We start from the raw sequence: 17,217 nt of genomic DNA on the forward strand, positions 1-17,217 counted from the left end.
GAGTCTACGATTCGGTGATGCCATCGGCAACACACCGCTCGTGCGCCTGAACGCTCTGGCACGCAATGTCGCTCCCACCATTCTGCTCAAGCTCGAGTACCTCAATCCCGGTGGCAGCGTGAAGGATCGGGCAGCACGCGAGATGGTCCTCGCCGCCGAACGCTCCGGCGAGCTCAAACCGAACGGTGTCATCGTCGAGGGTACGTCCGGCAATACCGGAGTGGGACTTGCGATCATCGCCGCCGCGCGCGGGTACTCGATCATCGTGGTCGTCCCCGATAAGACCAGCGCCGAGAAGATCAGCCTTCTTCGCGGACTCGGAGCACGCGTCGTGGTGACACCTGGTGGTCGGCCGATCGGACATCCCGAGCACGTCCGATCAGTCGCTGAGCACATCGCGTCGACGACGCCGGGTGCGTGGCTCGCCGGCCAGTACGACAATCCCGCCAACCCCGCCGCGCACGCGCTGACCACGGGCCCTGAGATCTGGGGCCAAACCGACGGCGCCGTCACGCATTTCGTCGCAGGCGTCGGAACCGGGGGCACCATCACCGGAACCGGCGAGTTCCTCAAGCACGTTTCCGACGGCGCGGTCCGCGTGATCGCGCCCGACCCGCTGGGTTCCACCTACAGCGGGGGCGAAGGTCGAGCCTTCTACATCGAGTCCGTCGGCCACTACCGCCACCCCGACACAGTGGACGACGTCTGGCCCGAGTCGTTTCACCCCGACGTCGTCGACGAGTTCGTGCCGATCACCGACCGTGAAGCCATCGACACCGCGCGAGAACTCCTCCGTCATGAGGGGCTACTCGTCGGCGGTTCGGGTGCGCTCGCTGTCGCGGGCGCGCTACGGGTGGCGACGTCGCTGCGTCCCGACGACGTCGTGGTCGTCCTCATCCCCGACTCCGGACGCAACTACCTCTCGAAGTATTTCAACGACACCTGGGTCAGCCGTTGGGGATTCGGTGTGGCGAACTCGAGCGAGCAGCCAGCCGTGCGACGCCTGAGGCGGGCGTATCCAGGACTCCCGTCGAATGCCACCGTCGCGCAGGCGCGCGCGCTACTCGCCGACATTCCGTCCCTACCGGTACATCTGCCGCGCGCAGGCGATCAGGTGGTCGCGGCCGAGATCGTCGGCTCGGTCGACGCGTCGACACTCGTCGACGCCGACGACGACGCACATCTGTGCGAGTACCTGCTTCCCCCAACACATCTGGCGGGAATCGACGAGCCGATCGTCGACGTCGCCGCGCGTCTCGGCGCCGGCCGCTCCGGAAGTGACGGCCATTCCCTCGTCGTCCTCGTCGAGAACGGCTATGCGGTCGGCATCGCCACGGCCGCCGACATTGTTGCCGCAACACCCGACATCACCGTCGCCGGACTGGTGACGGAAACCACCTGAGCGAGTTGCGCTCCACTGCTCTGCTTCACCGCCCACTGTCCACAGCCCACAGTCCACACAACCCGGAGGTCCACCCATGTCCGACGATGCGCCCACTGACGCGACGCCCGCGAACAACCCAACAGCCGACAACCCCGAGTTGGTCGACGCGAACGTCGACATCGACAGCCGCACAACAGTGTCGCGTCGTCGACTCCTCGCCTTCGGCGCGGTCGGAGCGGGACTCGTCGCCGCAGGTGGCCTCGGCGCCTGGGGGTTGCTGCGCAGCGACGCCAACGCCGACAAGCCTGCCGACGGACTGACCGTCACCAAGTCGTGGGCAGGTAAGCAACTGACACTCACCTCCCCGAGCGGTGTGTGCGACGCCCCGCTCGTCATCGCCTACGAGAAGGGGTTCTTCAAGAACGCGGGCCTCGACGTCGTGCTCAAGAAGGCGGGCGAGAACGAAGATCTCCCCGCCGCCGTCGGCTCGGGCAAATACATTGCGACAAACGGCATCTTCTTCAACTTCCTCGGCCCCATCTACAACGGCACCCCGGTGAAGCTCTCGGGCGGTCTGCATCACGGATGCCTCGATCTCTATGCGCGCAACGACAATTCGGTCCCGACGGTCGCGGCGTTGCGCGGCAAGAAGATCGGCGTGAGCGACCTCCAGGGGTCGGCCACCAACTTCTTCTCGCTCGATCTACTCGACGCCGGAATCAACTCGAGCCCCGCGGCGAAAGAAGTGGAATGGGTTGTGATCCAACAAGATCTGCTGCCCAAGGCCCTGCAGGACGGCAAGGTCGACGCGATCGCCACCGCGGGCGGATTCCTTCCGATCATCCAGGGCGTGCACGACGGGTGGGCAAAAGAGCTGTCCAACAACGACACCATCAGCCGCAACTCCGCGTATCCGTGCTGCGCCGTCGCGCTCAACAACGACTTCGTGGCGGAGGACCCGGTGACGGCGAGCAAGCTGGTCAACGCGTGGGCGCAGGGATCGCGCTGGGTGGGCTCGAATCTCGAGGAGACCGCGCACATCGAGTCCACGCGAAACTACGTTCCCGACAAGCCCGAGAACATCCTGCCGGTGCTGCGCACGCTGACCTTCGACCCCTCACCTCGCAACCTGCAGGAACAGCTCGAACCCGGCATCGCGAAGTTCATCAACACCGGATACCTACCTAAGGAGACCAACTCCAAAGCACTCGCCGACCAGGTCTTCGTCGACCTCGGTCTCAACTTCTGACGGAGCGATCGGTGACCACCACAACCAACCGCGACGTGCCGCGCACAGAACCCGGTCTGCGGAGTCGCGAGACTCCTGACACCACCGGCCACGCACACAACGCCGCCGAGCGCCCGACGGTGCAGGGCGCCGCGCGCATCCACGCCGCGCTCGACAAGGTCACGCACCCGGTCCGAGTCGATCCACTGCTCGTCGCCTCCGGGATTCTCGCGTGGATCGCCTTCGCCGCAATTGTGGCGTTCGCTCCGCACAGTCCCCGACTCTCCCAGCGCGACATCACACTGATCGACCAGTCGTCGACCTTTGTCGCCGTCGTCGGACTCGTCATCGCGGCCATCGCCGCTGCGACGTGGGCCGTCAGTACCCGACCAGGAGCCCTGGGTGCACGCGCCTCGCGTCGACTCTCGCACGGCGCCGCGTGGCTACTCGGCGCCACGCTCTGGGCGATCTTCTGGGAGGCCTCCACCGCAACGACGAGTCTCCTCAAGCCCCCGTATTTCGTTGCACCACAAGCTATTGCCTCCCGACTCTGGGATGACCGCGGGATTCTCTCCGAGAGCCTCGGCAACTCGCTGCAGCTCCTGGCTGTCGGATTCATCCTCGGTGTGATCGCGGGGGTCACCACCGGTGTGGTGATCGGCTGGTGGCAGACCGCGAACTATTGGGTCCATCCGATCCTGATGTTCCTCGGGCCGGTACCGACGCTCGCCTGGGTGCCGATCATCTTCGTGCTGTTCCCGACTGCCTATTCGGGCGCAGTGTTTCTCATAGCACTGAGCGTGTGGTTCCCGCTGACCGTGGTGACCCGCGCGGGCATCGTCAGCATCCCGAAATCGTACTTCGACGTCGCGCAGACGTTGGGAGCGCGCGACCGCTTCCTCGTCCTCCGCGTCAGTCTTCCCGGCGCCTTGCCCAGCATCTTCACCGGCGCCTTCATGGGTCTGTGCGCCTCGTTCGTCAGCTTGACCGTGGCTGAGAACTTCGGTGTGAACTCGGGATTGGGCTGGTACCTCAACTGGAAGAAGGGCTGGGGCGACTTCCCCGGCGTCTACGCGGGCATCGTCGTCCTCGTCGTGGTCTGCGGTGTGCTGCTGAGTCTGCTGTTCCGCCTTCGTGATTGGTCACTGCGCTGGGAGAAGGAGCTGACCCGATGGTGAACAAGACCTCCCCTGCAACAAACTCCGCAGGTACAACCACGACAGGCGGCGTGATCGACATCAGCCACGTGACACAGGCATTCCGTAGCGGCAGCACCGATCTCGCAGTGCTCGACGACATCTCGATCTCCGTCGATGCGGGCGAGTTCCTGGTACTCGTCGGCCCGAGCGGATCGGGCAAGTCGACGCTGATCCGGCTTCTCGCAGGCCTCGACCATCCACTGTTCGGCACGGTCGATGTCGACGGGCAACGGGTCACCGCGCCAGATCCCAGTCGCGCGTTGGTCTTTCAAGATCCCACTCTCCTACCGTGGCGCACCGTGCGCGGCAACGTCGCACTCGGGCCCCAGGCACGCGGACTCGGACGCGAGGCCGACAAACAGATCGACGCCGCAATCGATCTCGTCGGACTCACCGACTTCGCCGACGCCTGGCCGGCGCAACTCTCCGGCGGCATGGCACAGCGCGCGGCACTCGCCCGCGCACTCGTGAACGATCCGTCGGTGCTGTTGCTCGACGAGCCGCTCGGCCGACTCGACGCTCTGACACGCCGGGTGTTGCAGGGCGAGCTGCTGCGCCTATGGCACGAAAGACGTTTCACCGCAGTGCTCATCACGCACGACGTCCCCGAAGCACTGATCCTCGCCGACCGCGTCGCGATCCTCTCGCCCCGACCCGCACGTATCCGAGAGATCATCGACGTCGACCTGCCTCGACCACGCGATCCGTCGAATCCCGAGTTCGTCGCCTTGCAATCGCGCATCCTCACCCTGCTCGACGAGGAGGCGACAACACCCGACGACGCGCTCACCGCAGCGCGTCGCGGCGACGGATGACCCCATGGTCTGCTCGCCGCGTCATCCTGCTGGCGTTCGCCATTCTCGCGGCATACGCGTGGTCGACGTGCGCGGCAGCTCCGGCGAGCGCGCACGCCGTCGTCGTCGCGACCTCACCGTCGAACGGGTCGGAGATCTCCACGTCGCCGCACGACGTCAGAATCACCTTCGACGAGCCGGTGTCGCGTTCGGCGACATCGGGAACGGCAAGCGTCCTCGACTCGTCCGGTCGCGCCGTCACGTCGGGTCAGCCGAAGCTCCTCGACGGTGGTCGCACGCTGTCGATCCCGTTGCGGCCCAACCTGAGCAAAGACTCCTACATCGCCAGTTGGACGGTGGTCTCCGCGGACAACCATCCCGTCGGGGGCTCGATCCAGTTCGGCGTCGGAGTACCTGCGATCGCATTGGCGCCTCCACCGGCTCCGACGCCGAGCGCGCTGGCCGGTCTGCTCAGCGGAGTGCTGACCGGGCTGCTCTATATCGCACTGATCGGAGCACTCGGCCTCATACCGGCCGCCCTGCTGCTCGACGCGTCGCCGCCTCGGCTGCGCACCACGTGGCGCCTCGCGCGGATCGCGGCGGCCGTCGCGGTCATCCTCTCGCTCGTCCAGATCGTCGTCGCCTACATCTGGGATGCGTCGGCAACGCCGAGCGGTCCGACGTGGGACGGGTTCGCCGACTTCGGAGCGTCGTCGTATGCGTTGTTGGTCTACCTGCGGATCGCGGTGATCGTCGCAGCGGTACTCGTCGTCGGTCGCGCGCCCGGTCAGACGCCGCGCTGGGACAGCTCCGAGATCACGCGACTCTCGGTGGCCGGCGTCTGTGGTCTCGCGGCCCTGGCCACCGTGGTCGCCAATGGCCACGGCGGTTCCGGGCCGATTCGGTTCGTCTCCACGTTCATTCACGTCGTCGCGATGGTCGGGTGGATCGGCGGGCTCCTCGTGCTGACGTGGCTTCTGGTCCACGACGACCCGTCGTCGCAACGACTGCGCCGATTGGGCGTGTGGTCGGTGGTTGCGGCGTCGTGCGTGGCGGCCATCGTTGCCACCGGAGTCGTCGCCGCGGTGATCGGCGTCGGACACTTCGCTGCGCTGGTGCACACGAGTTACGGCGTGACACTGCTGGTCAAGCTCGCGATGGTGGCGCTAGCGATTGCGCTCGGCGCGTCCAGTCACCGTCGAATTCGACGTTCCGCGCGAGAACACGTCTCCGGTCCTGCTGTGGCAGCGCGGATTCGGACACGCGTGGGAGTCGAGGCGGTCGTCGGCTGCGCGATCATCGTGGTCGCAGGTGTGCTCTCGTCACTCACGCCCGCCGCTGCGGCGTACGCGCCGACGAGGACCATCGAGACGACGGTCGGCGAGTACGCGCTGCGCATCGATGTCGGTCCCGCGCGTCGTGGCCCCGAGACCTTTCGTGTCGTGGTGACGCCGACAGCCCCTCAGACGGGTGTGGCGGCGCCCACCTCGATCAGTCTCGTACTCCGACAACCCGATTCCGGGGTCCGCGGCCTGCCCGTCGACTTCTCGTACCGGCTACCCGGCGACATCAATCACGGACGCCCCGCGCCGGTCACGTTCATCAGTCCGGCGGTGACCGTGCCCACGACCGGTGAGTGGATCGGGACGCTCACCCTCAACCCGGTCACCGGCGACTCGATCGCGCACGTCAAGGACTTCACGTACCGCGTTGTCTAAAACCCGTAGAACTCAGAACCAGGAGAACAGCATGAACCGCTCAGCACGTCGGCTCGCTTTCGGCCTTACCGCACTTGCCTTTTCGTTGACGACGTCGGTCGCCGGTGTGGCCGCAGCGCATGTCACCGTCGACCCGACCTCGCAGCCGAGCTCCGGCGGCTACGGCCAGGTACGACTCGTGGTACCCAGCGAAGAAGACAACACCACGACGACGGCGATCAGCGTCACGCTGCCGACCGGGGTCGATCTCAGTTCCGTTCGTACACTACCGATTCCGGGGTGGACGGCCACGACGGAGAAGACGCAGTCCAACGGCTCCGAGCGCGTCTCGAAGATCACGTGGCAAGCCAGCAACCCCGAGAGTGGGCTCAAGCCAACCGAATACGGTGTCTTCGCGTTCTCCGGAGGCCGTTGGCCCGCAGGCACGACGTCGGTCACGCTCCCCACACAGCAGCGGTATGCCAACGGCACCGTCGTCTCCTGGAACGAACAGGCGGCCGACGCCCAGACGGAACCAGAACACCCCGCACCCGTGGTGACGCTCGGCCCCGCGTCGGGCGATCATGACGCCGCGCACGGCGCGGCGTCGGCCACCGATGCGAACTCGACTGTTGCTCAGCAACAGTCGTCCGACGGGTCGACGTGGTGGAAGGTCATCGCCGTCGTCAGCCTGGTGATCGCCGCCGCCGCGGTATTTGCCGTCGCGGCGCTGTGGCGCCGGTTGGGCGGGAACAACACGCCGAGAAGCGAAAGTTCGACCGCGCCAGAGAGTTCCGGCGACTCAGAGGCTCTAGCGAAGACAGAGACCGCAGAGCACGCGGGCGTCGGGTCGAAGGCCGCCGCCGACCATCGGTGATCGGCGGGCGGGGCGCGAGGTGCGCCGAAAAAAGTTGTCCACAAATTCCTCCAGCCCGGCCGCTGCCGTGCCGGATTTGTCGGTACTCCTTCGTACACTTGTGCCCATAGGTTCGATCGCCGCGGAGGGGAGGTTATTCAGATGTCCAGTGTGTTGACGTTCACCGATCCGGATGCCGACGCCGCCACGATCAGATCCATGTCGCGAGAGGAGCTCACCGAGACGGGCCGGGAGTTGTTGCGCGAGTCCCGCAAGCACGAGGCTCGGACGGTCCTTGCGGGCGCGGCTCTGGCTGAGCGGGTGTATCGCGAGCACCTCGCCGGTCGGTCCGAGACCAGTGTGTGGGGTTCGGTGATCGAGCATGCAGAGAAACTCGGACGAGCCGAAGTCTCTCTGCAATTCGGTGTCTCTCGAAGCAAGGCCGGGAGTTGGGTGACGTTGGCGGATCTCCTCGAGAAATTCCCGCTCATCCGCGCCGGCTATCTGAACGGCGACTACTCCACCAACCGGGCCTCGATCATGGCGCGCGCTGCCCAACGTGGTGGAGACATCGATCCCGACTGCATCGAGGGTGATGACTCGGAGATGTCGTTCGAAGAGATCGTCTTGGACTATGGGGCCCGCGCCACCACCGACCCGGTGCTGTCCCAACAGCTCGACGCCGCGTTGATCTCGATGAGTCCCGACAGTGTCACCGAGGAACGCGACACCATCGCCGAGTTGGTGGGTGACGTCACCATCACCGCGGAGGTTGCGGGCCACTCCAACCTGGATGCGGTCATCCCCGCTCACTATGGGGTGTTCCTCAAATCGCAGATCGACGCGCTGATCGATGAACGCACCTGCCGCAAAGATCCCCGTCGGCTCGGGCCACTGCGAGTGATCGCGCTCGGCGAGATCACCGGCGTACCGGGAGCGCACCTCACCTGCGACTGCGGCCTCGACACCTGCCCAGCACGGAACGCCCTGCTGCCTGAGCCCGCCGACGATGACATTCCTGAAGCCCGGGACGTCGAGACTTCCAGTGCGCCGGAACCTTGCGACGCACACCAACGTGTCGAACCCGCCGACGCGGTGGAGCCCGTCGCCGAACCCGAGGCTCCCGACCCGACCGATCCCCACACCCCAACTGAGGCACCGGTCCCGTTCGGACGAGCCATGGTGATGCCCGATGCACCCGTGCTGACAGTGCTCACGGACCCCGACGGTGTGCTTGTACCCCGGTTACAGGGATACGGGCCGATCGACCCCACCTATGCGATCACCCTCGCCGACGTCGCGAAGACCATTCACTACCCCGAATCCGTACGTGCCGCCGGACCACTCATCCCGCTGATCTCCGACCGACCCCAGGCACCACCGGCCGATCCGACCGGACACGGTTCTCACACCGTGCCACCACCTGGGGCATTGACCTATGCACCCAGCGCCACGTTGCGCGCCGAGGTGCTCGCCAATGACGCCTGGTGCCGATACCCGTTCTGCGGCATGCCCTCTCACCTGTGCGACCTCGACCACTGGCGACCCTTCAACCACACCGACCCCGAGGCCGGCGGCTGGACGGTACTCGACGACCTCATCCCACTGTGCCGGGCCGATCACCAGCGGAAACATCTTGGAGAGTGGGTTCCGACGCTCCACACCGACCGAAGAGTGGAATGGCGAAGCCGGCGCAGCGGCCAGGTGATCGTCACCTACCCGCGGTGACATGGTTTCGCGATGAGCGGGAACCGCACTGGCACCAATGAATCCGGCCCCGCCGGGACGATGTTCCTCGTCCCGGCGGGGCCGGTTCTTAGTAGCGGGGACAGGATTTGAACCTGCGACCTCTGGGTTATGAGCCCAGCGAGCTACCGAGCTGCTCCACCCCGCGTTGGTGAACACCACGTTACAGGTGCGTTCGACGCAGATGCAAATCCATTGCGCCAGCCGGTCTGACCTGCGGCGATGCGTCGAAAAGTGGCTTCGGCGAGCGTCGTGGTGACCGACGTCACGACGACCGCACGCCCATCAGGCCCGCGAGTTGCTGCGCGAGCGGATTGAGGTTGAGCTTGTCGGGGTCCTTCTTCGGCGTCGAGTCCCACGGCTGCGGGATGTCGGGGTTGGCGGTTGAAACTCGTTGTGCGCCACGGACGGCCGTCGGGTTACCGAAGGGCGCTGTGCAGTGCGCCTCTGTGTTGAACGGGAACTCGTCGTAGTTGATGTCGAAGGTCGGCTTCTCACGTCGAACCCGCGCGAGCATCGCGTCGGTCGACTCATAGCCCTGCGTGCACGCCGGCGGGTTATTGGTCTCCAGCACCACACCGAAGTGGATCTGACCGTCACCCGGCGCCGTCGTATGCCCCTGTGCCGACAGCAGACTGAGCATCGCGAAGGTATTGCCGATGTTGTAGCCGGCGGGCTCGATGGTGCGGGCCACCTCAGAGAGTTGACCGACCACCTTGCCGATATCGCCACCGTTGCGCTGGATGAGTGTGGAGATCTGCGTGGCCGAGGTCGTTCCCGTTGTCAGCAGCCTGCGCAGATCGGGATCCGACGACGCGAGCGTCGCGGTGATCAGATCAAGGCTGCGCGACCACGCCAGGATCTGATCCGACTGCGCCTCTTGCGTCGCGAGAACGGAGTCCGCCGAATTGATCAGCGAGATCGCCTGCGGCAGTGAGTCAACCCCGGCGCGTGAGAGCTTCCCCAGCGAGTCGACGAGCCGCGTGAGGTTATCCGCCTGCCCGTTGAACGCCGCGCCGAGCTGGGTGATCACGGTGTGCAGATCGTCGATCGGAATCGACGAGGTGAAGTCGAGCGCCGACGACACGACGTCCTCGATCGGCGGCGGGACAGAGGTCTTCGTGATGACCGATCCGTCGTGCAGGTACGGCCCGGAACCCGACTGCGGCCGTAGATCGATGTACTGCTCACCGATGGCCGACCGATTCGCCACCACGGCAACCGAATTCGCGGGAATGTCGGGTCCGGAAGATTCGAGAATCAACGGGACAGTCACCCCGTCCGACCTGAGCGTCAGTGTGCCGACACGACCGACGGGCACGCCCATGTAGGTGACCTCGGCGTTGGTGAAGATGCCACCGGAATCCGGCAGATGAGCGTCGACCGTGTAGATCCCCACGCCGACAACACGATTGAGATGCACATAGCGGATGCCCGCGAAGATCGACACCACAAGTCCGGCGATGATCAGCACAGCGATCTGGATTCGAGCGAGCCGACTCAGCGGTGGCATCTTCCCCGACCTCCCCAACGAACAATCAGCACCCGGCTAATCGAGCACTCGCGATTGTCACATTAGCCATCGTCATCGAAGATCCTTGCATCGTGAACGATCGATGTGACGGTCCCGTGAACCACGGCTTTCAGTGCGCCAGAGCACATTTCGGCTCCCAATGAGATCGGCGAGACAAGACCCCACAACGACGCTCGGCGCCGGACCGCTATGGTCCGACGCCGAGAGTCACCGTTGCTCGAGGTCAGTTGCCAGAGGGCAGCGCCTCGTAATTCTGCACAGCCTTGTTCAGCCGGTCGAGCGCCTGCCCGTACGCGGTGAAGTCGCCCTTGCTCTGCGCATCCTTGAGCTGGCCGAGTGCAGCACCGATCTCCTTCACCGCGGCGTCACGCTGCGGAGACGACGGCCCCTGCTGGCTCGGTTGTGTCGGCTGCGCGATCGGCTGTTGACCGTTGTCGCCCACGTCGACCGGCCCGTTTTCGGGTGTCGTCGCCTGGGCGGGTGAAATACCCACCTGCTTGAGCGCCTCGGCAACCGTCGCCGCGTAGCCGACACGAGCCTCGTCGCTGGCGGCGTTGTAGTAGACCAGCACGCGGTAGAGCTTCGGTATCGCGGAGTCGTCGGTCTTCGACTGCGTGTACATCGGCTCCATGTAGAGCACGCCGTTCTGCCCCACCGGAAGGGTGAGCAGATTGCCGTAGGTGACCTTGGTGGTGTCCTCGACCTGTTTTCGGTCGGATGCCACGGGTCCTGCGCTCTTCATGTTCTCTTGCGCCTGCTGCGGTCCGACGGTCTGCTTGGTCGTCGGCAGCGTCTTGACGGTGATCTTGCCGTAGTCGTCGGGGTCCGACGACGCCGTCATGTACGCCGAGAGGAATCGGCTGTTGAAGCCGTTCATCACCGTCGTCAACTGGAACTCCGCCTGCGGCCCGCGCGGCGATGCCGCGGTGAAGTAGTACGGCGGCTGACTCAGACCCTGCTGCGTCGCGTCGTCCTTCGTCGGATCATTCGGGATCGACCAGAAATCGTTGCTGCGGAAGAACGTTCCCGGGTCCGACACGTGATAGCGCGACAACAGCGCGCGCTGGATCTTGAACAGATCCTCGGGATAGCGCACGTGCTGTTTGAGGTCTTTCTGCTTGTCGAACTCGCTGCGCGGCTTGACCGTTCCTGGGAAGACCTTCATCCAGGTCTTGAGCACGGGGTCGTTCTGGTCGACCTCGTACAGGGTCACCTTGCCGGTGTAGGCGTCGACAGTCGCCTTCACCGAGTTGCGCACGTACGACACCTGCTTGTTGACCTGCGTCCGGCCCGTCTGTCCGCGGTTGAGCTCCTGGGCGTCGGTCGTCGCATCCTGCAGCGACGTCTTCTGCGCGTACGGATATGTCGCAAGGGTGGTGTAGCCGTCGACGATCCACTTGATCGATCCGTCGGCCATCACCGACGGATAGGTCTTGGAGTCGACGGTCAGCCACGGAGCGACCTTCTTCACGCGGTCCCGCGGATCACGGTTGTAGATGATCTCCGAGTTGGAGTTGATCGCATTCGACAGCAGGATGTTGCGCTCGGTGTACTTGACCGAATACAGCATCCGGTTGAACCAGTTGCCAAGCGAGACACCCGAATCGGCACTGTAGGTGTAGTTCTTGCCGTCGAGGTCGTATTCGCGGTCGCCTTCTGTCGAGCCGACGATCGCATAGTCGGGATCGACCTTGGCGATCAGCTCACCGAAGTAGATACGCGGCTGGCTGACCTTGATCGGAGCGTTGGCCTTGTAGTTCTCGGTCTGGTAGTTCTCCAGGTCGCTCACCGCGAAGACCGGCAGGCCACCGCGATCACTCTCGGCATCCGACGACGCTTCGTCGACGGTGTTCGCCTGCGCAGCAATGAATCCGTTGCCGTGCGTGAACACCGTGTGCTTGTTGATCCAGTTCTGCTGGTTGGCGTCGAACTTGCTGGGATCGAGTTCGCGTGCGGCCACGATGAAATCGCGCTGCTGACCGTCGACGTTGTAACGGTCGACGGCGAGCTGCGTCGGAAATCCGTAGAAGTTCTTGAGCTTCTGACGCTGGGTGAACGCGGGCTCGATCACGTTCGGATCGAGGATGCGGATATTCGACAGCGTGGCGCTGTCGTTGTTGACCGCGACAGGATCTGCCTGTTGCTGTGTCCAATTACGTTGATATTCGACGTTGGTGCCGTCGACAAGGCCATATGCCTGTTTCGTGGCGTCCATGTTGCGTTGGATGTATTCGAGTTCTTTTTGGGCCGCGTTCGGCTTGACCGAGAACTGCTCCATCGCCAGCGGCCACCCGACGCCCATGACGAGCGCGGTGAACAACATCAGCACGGTCGCGAGCGCAGGGACACGCAGATCCCGCATCACCGCGCCCGCAAAGAACGCGACGGCACAGATGATCGCGACGACCATGAGGATCAGTTTCGACGGCAACACCGCGTTGATATCGGTGTAGCTTGCGCCGGTGAAGATCTCCTGTTTGCGCTGACTCGACAACAGCGAATACCGATCGAGCCAGTACGACACCGCCTTGAGCAACAAGAAGGTTCCCGCGAGAACAGCCAACTGAATACGGGCGGCATTGGTGATCGAGTTGCCGCCACTGCCGAGACGAATGCCGCCGAACAGGTAGTGCGTGATCAGGCTCGCGAAGAACGAGATCACCACGACAACGAACAGGATGTTGAGCACGAACCGATAGAACGGGAGGTCGAAGGCGTAGAACCCGACGTCGAGGCCGAATTGCGGGTCGCGTTGCCCGAACTCGGTTCCGTGAAGGAAGGTCTGCACCGTGGCCCACGACCCCTGCGCGACGAGCGCGAAGACCAGCCCGATGAGAATCGGCGGAATGATCGCGTACCAGCGGATGTGGCCCATGATCGACGCCCGGTACCGCGCCAACGGATCATTCGGGCCGCTCGCGGGCACGAAAACCGGGCGCGACCGATAGGCCAGCGCAACGGCACCGAAGATCAGACCACCCGCGACGATCCCGACGATGAAGAACAACGCGATGCGTGTCCAGACGATCGTCGAGAACACCTCGGTGTATCCGACGTCGGACATCCACAGCCAGTCGGTGATGATGCTGACGAGCCGTGGCCCCACCAACAGCACCACGAGGATGGCCACACCCACCCCGATGGCGATCTTGCTCTTGCGCGACAGTGTCGGCATGCCCGCCGGCCCGCGTACGCCCACTAACCCACTCTCCCAGTGCCATCGTTCTCAGTGCGATCGGTGTTCTCAGCACGATCATTGCAGGGCGTACCCGGTTCGGTCATTTCGGACATCTCCGGGGCTGCCGCACCTCTCAGCGCGATCGTGGCATTCACTGTACTGTCCCCGCACGGGTGCCACTGGATCCCGTGGTCCCGGTACGTCGTCGTAGCGCAGCAGGCAGTATTGACAGCCATGACCGACGAGTTCTCCCCCGACGATCTCGGCCGCGCATTGCACGACGTGCTCGATCACGTCGAACTCGGCGGGTGGGGTCAACCGCCGCAGGTGTTCGCGCTCGTGCCGACGAGTCTGATCGCCGCGCAGAATCCTGGGCTCGTCGACGAGGACGACGACTCTGCGCTGAGCCCCGTCGCGCAGGAGCCACTCGAGGTCGCCGCGGGCGACGAACCCTACGCGCAGCTCGAGGAGTTCTTGGCGACGGCGACGTGGAGCCCGCCGGTGGAAGGTGTGGCGCTGGTCCTGGAGATCGTCGTTTTGCCTCCGGATGCCGAAGGTGACCTGGACTCCGCTTTCGAACCACTCCTCGGCGATCCGGCCGCAAGCGAGTCCGCAGCGCGCGCCGCGGCCCGCAGACACCCGTCGGCGCGCACGGCACGCCTGGCGGTCGGCGCACTGCGTGGGGGAAAGACGCTGTCGTTGATGCGGCTGCAGCCCACTCCGGACGACAATCCCGATGCTCCGATGGAACTGCTCACGCATCCAGAACTGGCGTCGACGCTGCAGTCGGCCCTGGCTGCCACGCTCGACGACCGCGGACCACAGGGCTAGAACTCAGCAGTGAGGCGCATCCTTGCCTGCGCGCACGTCGTCGAGTGCAGAGAGCGCGGAGTCGAGTGAGTTCACCTTGACCAGTTGCAGTCCGTCGGGAGCGTCGGACTTGGCCTCGGTGCAGTTGCGTTCCGGCACGAGGAAGACATTTGCTCCGGCTTCACGGGCGGCGCGGGTCTTGTGCGTGATGCCGCCGATGGGGCCGACCTGGCCGTCGTCGGCGATCGTTCCGGTGCCCGCGATGAACTTGCCGCCGGTCAGCTCGCCGGTTGAGAGGCGGTCGATCACCGCGAGTGTCAGCATCAGACCGGCTGACGGGCCGCCGATGTCGCCGACGTTGTAGGTGATCTTCAGGTTGGGGTCGGCGTTGACCACATCCGGCGTGAGTCCGATGTAGGCGACGTCGTTGTCGTCGGGGCGAGCGGCCGCGGTGACCGTGACGGTCTGCTTGGTGCCCGCGCGATCGATCTCGATCGGGATCTGCGCACCCGGCTTCTGTTTACGCACAGCCGACTGCACGTCCTCCGACGTCGACACCGCTGCCCCACCGACCGACAGGATCTGATCGCCCTGACGCAACACCTTCGACGACGGTCCGTCTGCGGCGACCGAGTCGACGATCAGCTTGGTCGGACGGTTGAGGTGGCGCAGCGCGGCGGCCGTCGCGGTGCTCTCCGACCCGGACATCTGCTGCTGGTTCTGTTCCTGAACCTGCTGCGTCGTCTGGTCGGGCGGGAAGATCTGCTCACGGGGCTGCACGGTGTAGCGGCCGGAGACCCACAGGCGGATCGAGTCGAACAGGGTGAGGCCGTCGTTGACCGACACGGTCGTGAGGTTGAGGTTTCCGGTCGTCGGGTCGACGGGGGTACCGGTGATGTCGACGACGGGCTTGTCGTCGAGCTTGCCCAGCGTGTTGACGGTCGGTCCTGGTCCGAGCGCCACGAAGGGCACCTGCACGGTTGTGCCGACGACAATGAGGATGAGAAGGAGCAGCGTCGTCACTGCGATGGTGGCGATTCGGCGGGAATGCTGCCGCACCATCGTTGCGGGACCTGTCATTCCGCCCACCATAATCGACGCCGCGAGGGGCACTTGCACGCAGGCGCGAGCGAGCACGATTGAGTCGACGTCGCGCAGCGTCGAAGATCATGAGCGAACTACGCTCAAGGCGAACGTCGTGCAGGTCACCCATGGTCGACTCGGACGGTACCGTGGAACCCATGAGTGATTTGCCCTTCGGTTTCTCCCCGTCCGGCGACGGTGACGACAACAACCGCGACAAGAACCGCGACGACAAGGGCAGTGGTGCGTCCGGCGGCGCCTCTGGTGGCGGCGATTCCGCACAGAACCCCTTCGGCTTCGCGCTCGGCGGTGAGTCGCTCGACCCCGCGGCGCTCGGCCAGGTATTCAGCCAGCTCGGCAGCATGCTCAGCGGGATGGGTTCTGGAGGCTTCGGATTCGGTGGTCAGGGCAAGGCATCGGGGCCGGTCAACTACGACCTCGCGTCGAACCTCGCCCGCCAACAGATCGGCAACTTCACCCCTGTCCTGGAGCGGGAAACGAACGCCGTCACCGACGCGGTTCGTCTCGCCGACGTCTGGCTCGACGACGCGACCACACTGCCCAGCGGTGTCAGCAAGTCCGTCGCGTGGACTCCGGTGCAGTGGCTGGAAGAGACCATGCCGACGTGGAAGCGCCTCTGCGATCCCGTCGCCCAACAGCTTTCGCGTACCTGGGAGCAGAACCTGCCTCCCGAGGCAGCGCAGTTCGCTGGTCCGATGATGGGCATGTTGACCCAGATGAGCGGCATGGCCTTCGGCACCCAGCTCGGGCAGGGACTCGGCCAACTCGCCAAGGAGGTTCTGACCTCCACAGATATCGGTCTGCCGCTCGCACCCGAGGGTGAGGCAGTGCTGCTGCCCGAGGCGATCGCGGCGTTCGCCGAGGGACTCGAGCAGCCGGCACAGGAGATCGTCGTCTTCCTCGCCGCGCGTGAGGCAGCACATCTGCGCCTCTTCACGCATGTGCCGTGGCTGCGTCAGCGACTGTTCGCGACGGTCGAGGAGTACGCGCGTGGCATCACCGTCGATTTCAGTGGAATCACCGACCTCACCGCGAATATCGATCCGGCGCAGTTGTTCTCCGATCCGTCGAAGCTCGAAGAGCTGATGAGTTCGTCGGCGTCCTTCGAGCCCACAACGACTCCCGAGCAGAAGGCTGCGCTGAGCAGGCTCGAGACGCTACTCGCACTCGTCGAGGGTTGGGTGGAACAGGTTGTGTCACAGGCACTTTCTGATCGCATCCCGAGCACCGCCGCGCTCACCGAGACCATGCGTCGACGTCGCGCGTCCGGCGGTCCTGCCGAGCAGACGTTCGCGACGCTCGTCGGACTCGAGCTGCGTCCCCGCAAGGTCCGCGAGGCGTCGACCCTGTGGCGTCAGCTCGCCGAGGCCAGCGACATCAACAACCGCGACGGCGTCTGGGCGCATCCCGACCTCATGCCCGATGCCGACGACCTCGACAATCCCGCGGGCTTCATCGATCGCGTCATCGGCGGCGACGTGGGTGGCATCGACGAGGCAATCGCCGAGCTCGAGCGCACGCTCGCCGAAGAGGCAGCGAAAGACTCCGACGACAAGCCCGAGTCCGACGGCGAACGCGGTGAGGACAAGAAGGACGACGGCAAGAAGGACGACGGCGACGCCTGACGGCGACATCTGTGCATAAAGGTCGACGCACTGCGGCGGCTGTGGATAACGTCGCGCTCATC

At 65.0% G+C, this 17,217-nt stretch carries 12 protein-coding genes and 1 tRNA gene; 9 read left to right on the top strand and 4 right to left on the bottom strand.

Going from position 1 to position 17,217, the window contains the following annotated elements:
- Positions 1 to 40: 40 nt before the first annotated feature.
- The 7 genes from A5785_RS08635 (at position 41) to A5785_RS08665 (ending at position 8,886) form a co-directional block, all read left to right on the top strand.
- Positions 41 to 1,402 carry a PLP-dependent cysteine synthase family protein gene (locus tag A5785_RS08635; RefSeq protein WP_005203620.1) on the top strand — a complete coding sequence of 454 codons (1,362 nt, stop codon included), beginning with the start codon at positions 41 to 43 and terminating at the stop codon, positions 1,400 to 1,402.
- Positions 1,403 to 1,478: 76 nt separating this feature from the next.
- Entirely contained in the window at positions 1,479 to 2,633 is a 1,155-nt protein-coding gene (locus A5785_RS08640; protein WP_005203622.1) for an ABC transporter substrate-binding protein, read from the top strand.
- A gap of 11 nt (positions 2,634 to 2,644) precedes the next feature.
- Positions 2,645 to 3,790: an ABC transporter permease gene (locus A5785_RS08645; RefSeq protein WP_064865878.1), complete on the top strand. Its 1,146-nt coding sequence runs from the start codon at positions 2,645 to 2,647 to the stop codon at positions 3,788 to 3,790.
- Entirely contained in the window at positions 3,784 to 4,626 is an 843-nt protein-coding gene (locus A5785_RS08650) for an ABC transporter ATP-binding protein (protein WP_005203626.1), read from the top strand. Before A5785_RS08645 ends, A5785_RS08650 begins: the two co-directional genes overlap by 7 nt.
- Positions 4,623 to 6,323, top strand: coding sequence for a copper resistance CopC/CopD family protein (locus tag A5785_RS08655; protein WP_005203628.1), 1,701 nt, complete (start codon positions 4,623 to 4,625; stop codon positions 6,321 to 6,323). The genes A5785_RS08650 and A5785_RS08655 overlap by 4 nt, the downstream gene beginning before the upstream one ends.
- Before the next feature lie 31 nt (positions 6,324 to 6,354).
- Positions 6,355 to 7,179, top strand: coding sequence for a YcnI family copper-binding membrane protein (locus A5785_RS08660; RefSeq protein WP_005203632.1), 825 nt, complete (start codon positions 6,355 to 6,357; stop codon positions 7,177 to 7,179).
- Between the two features lie 141 nt (positions 7,180 to 7,320).
- Complete coding sequence (locus tag A5785_RS08665; protein WP_005203634.1) at positions 7,321 to 8,886, top strand: HNH endonuclease signature motif containing protein; 1,566 nt, start codon at positions 7,321 to 7,323, stop codon at positions 8,884 to 8,886.
- A 92-nt stretch (positions 8,887 to 8,978) separates the two neighbouring features.
- Here A5785_RS08665 and A5785_RS08670 read toward each other — a convergent pair.
- The 3 genes from A5785_RS08670 to A5785_RS08680 all read right to left on the bottom strand — a co-directional run bounded on the left by A5785_RS08670 (position 8,979) and on the right by A5785_RS08680 (position 13,637).
- Positions 8,979 to 9,052, bottom strand: a tRNA-Met gene (locus tag A5785_RS08670).
- Positions 9,053 to 9,169: 117 nt separating this feature from the next.
- Entirely contained in the window at positions 9,170 to 10,417 is a 1,248-nt protein-coding gene (locus tag A5785_RS08675; RefSeq protein ID WP_005203636.1) for an MCE family protein, read from the bottom strand.
- Positions 10,418 to 10,661: 244 nt separating this feature from the next.
- Positions 10,662 to 13,637, bottom strand: a complete 2,976-nt coding sequence (locus A5785_RS08680; protein WP_064865880.1) for a UPF0182 family protein — start codon at positions 13,635 to 13,637, stop codon at positions 10,662 to 10,664.
- 213 nt (positions 13,638 to 13,850) lie between these two features.
- Between A5785_RS08680 and A5785_RS08685 the strand changes: the two genes are divergently transcribed.
- A complete protein-coding gene (locus A5785_RS08685) occupies positions 13,851 to 14,447 on the top strand; it encodes a PPA1309 family protein (protein ID WP_039854808.1) in 597 nt (198 codons plus the stop codon).
- Between the two features lie 3 nt (positions 14,448 to 14,450).
- On the opposite strand, the gene A5785_RS08690 is transcribed toward A5785_RS08685, so the two are convergent.
- Positions 14,451 to 15,488, bottom strand: coding sequence for a YlbL family protein (locus A5785_RS08690; protein WP_005203639.1), 1,038 nt, complete (start codon positions 15,486 to 15,488; stop codon positions 14,451 to 14,453).
- Between the two features lie 179 nt (positions 15,489 to 15,667).
- Here A5785_RS08690 and A5785_RS08695 point away from each other — a divergent pair, with 179 nt between their 5' ends.
- A complete protein-coding gene (locus A5785_RS08695; RefSeq protein WP_039854809.1) occupies positions 15,668 to 17,155 on the top strand; it encodes a zinc-dependent metalloprotease in 1,488 nt (495 codons plus the stop codon).
- Positions 17,156 to 17,217 lie beyond the last annotated feature (62 nt).

Origin of the sequence: Gordonia sp. 852002-50395_SCH5434458, from assembly GCF_001665905.1 — a bacterium.
In the GTDB taxonomy this organism is placed as follows: domain Bacteria; phylum Actinomycetota; class Actinomycetes; order Mycobacteriales; family Mycobacteriaceae; genus Gordonia; species Gordonia jacobaea.

Coding starts and splice junctions, on each gene's coding strand:
- A5785_RS08640 (WP_005203622.1), top strand. CDS start 1,479: ATGTCCGACGATGCGCCCACTGACGCGACGCCCGCGAACAACCCAACA.
- A5785_RS08660 (WP_005203632.1), top strand. CDS start 6,355: ATGAACCGCTCAGCACGTCGGCTCGCTTTCGGCCTTACCGCACTTGCC.
- A5785_RS08665 (WP_005203634.1), top strand. CDS start 7,321: ATGTCCAGTGTGTTGACGTTCACCGATCCGGATGCCGACGCCGCCACG.
- A5785_RS08675 (WP_005203636.1), bottom strand. CDS start 10,417: ATGCCACCGCTGAGTCGGCTCGCTCGAATCCAGATCGCTGTGCTGATC.
- A5785_RS08695 (WP_039854809.1), top strand. CDS start 15,668: ATGAGTGATTTGCCCTTCGGTTTCTCCCCGTCCGGCGACGGTGACGAC.
- A5785_RS08690 (WP_005203639.1), bottom strand. CDS start 15,488: ATGGTGCGGCAGCATTCCCGCCGAATCGCCACCATCGCAGTGACGACG.
- A5785_RS08685 (WP_039854808.1), top strand. CDS start 13,851: ATGACCGACGAGTTCTCCCCCGACGATCTCGGCCGCGCATTGCACGAC.
- A5785_RS08655 (WP_005203628.1), top strand. CDS start 4,623: ATGACCCCATGGTCTGCTCGCCGCGTCATCCTGCTGGCGTTCGCCATT.
- A5785_RS08650 (WP_005203626.1), top strand. CDS start 3,784: ATGGTGAACAAGACCTCCCCTGCAACAAACTCCGCAGGTACAACCACG.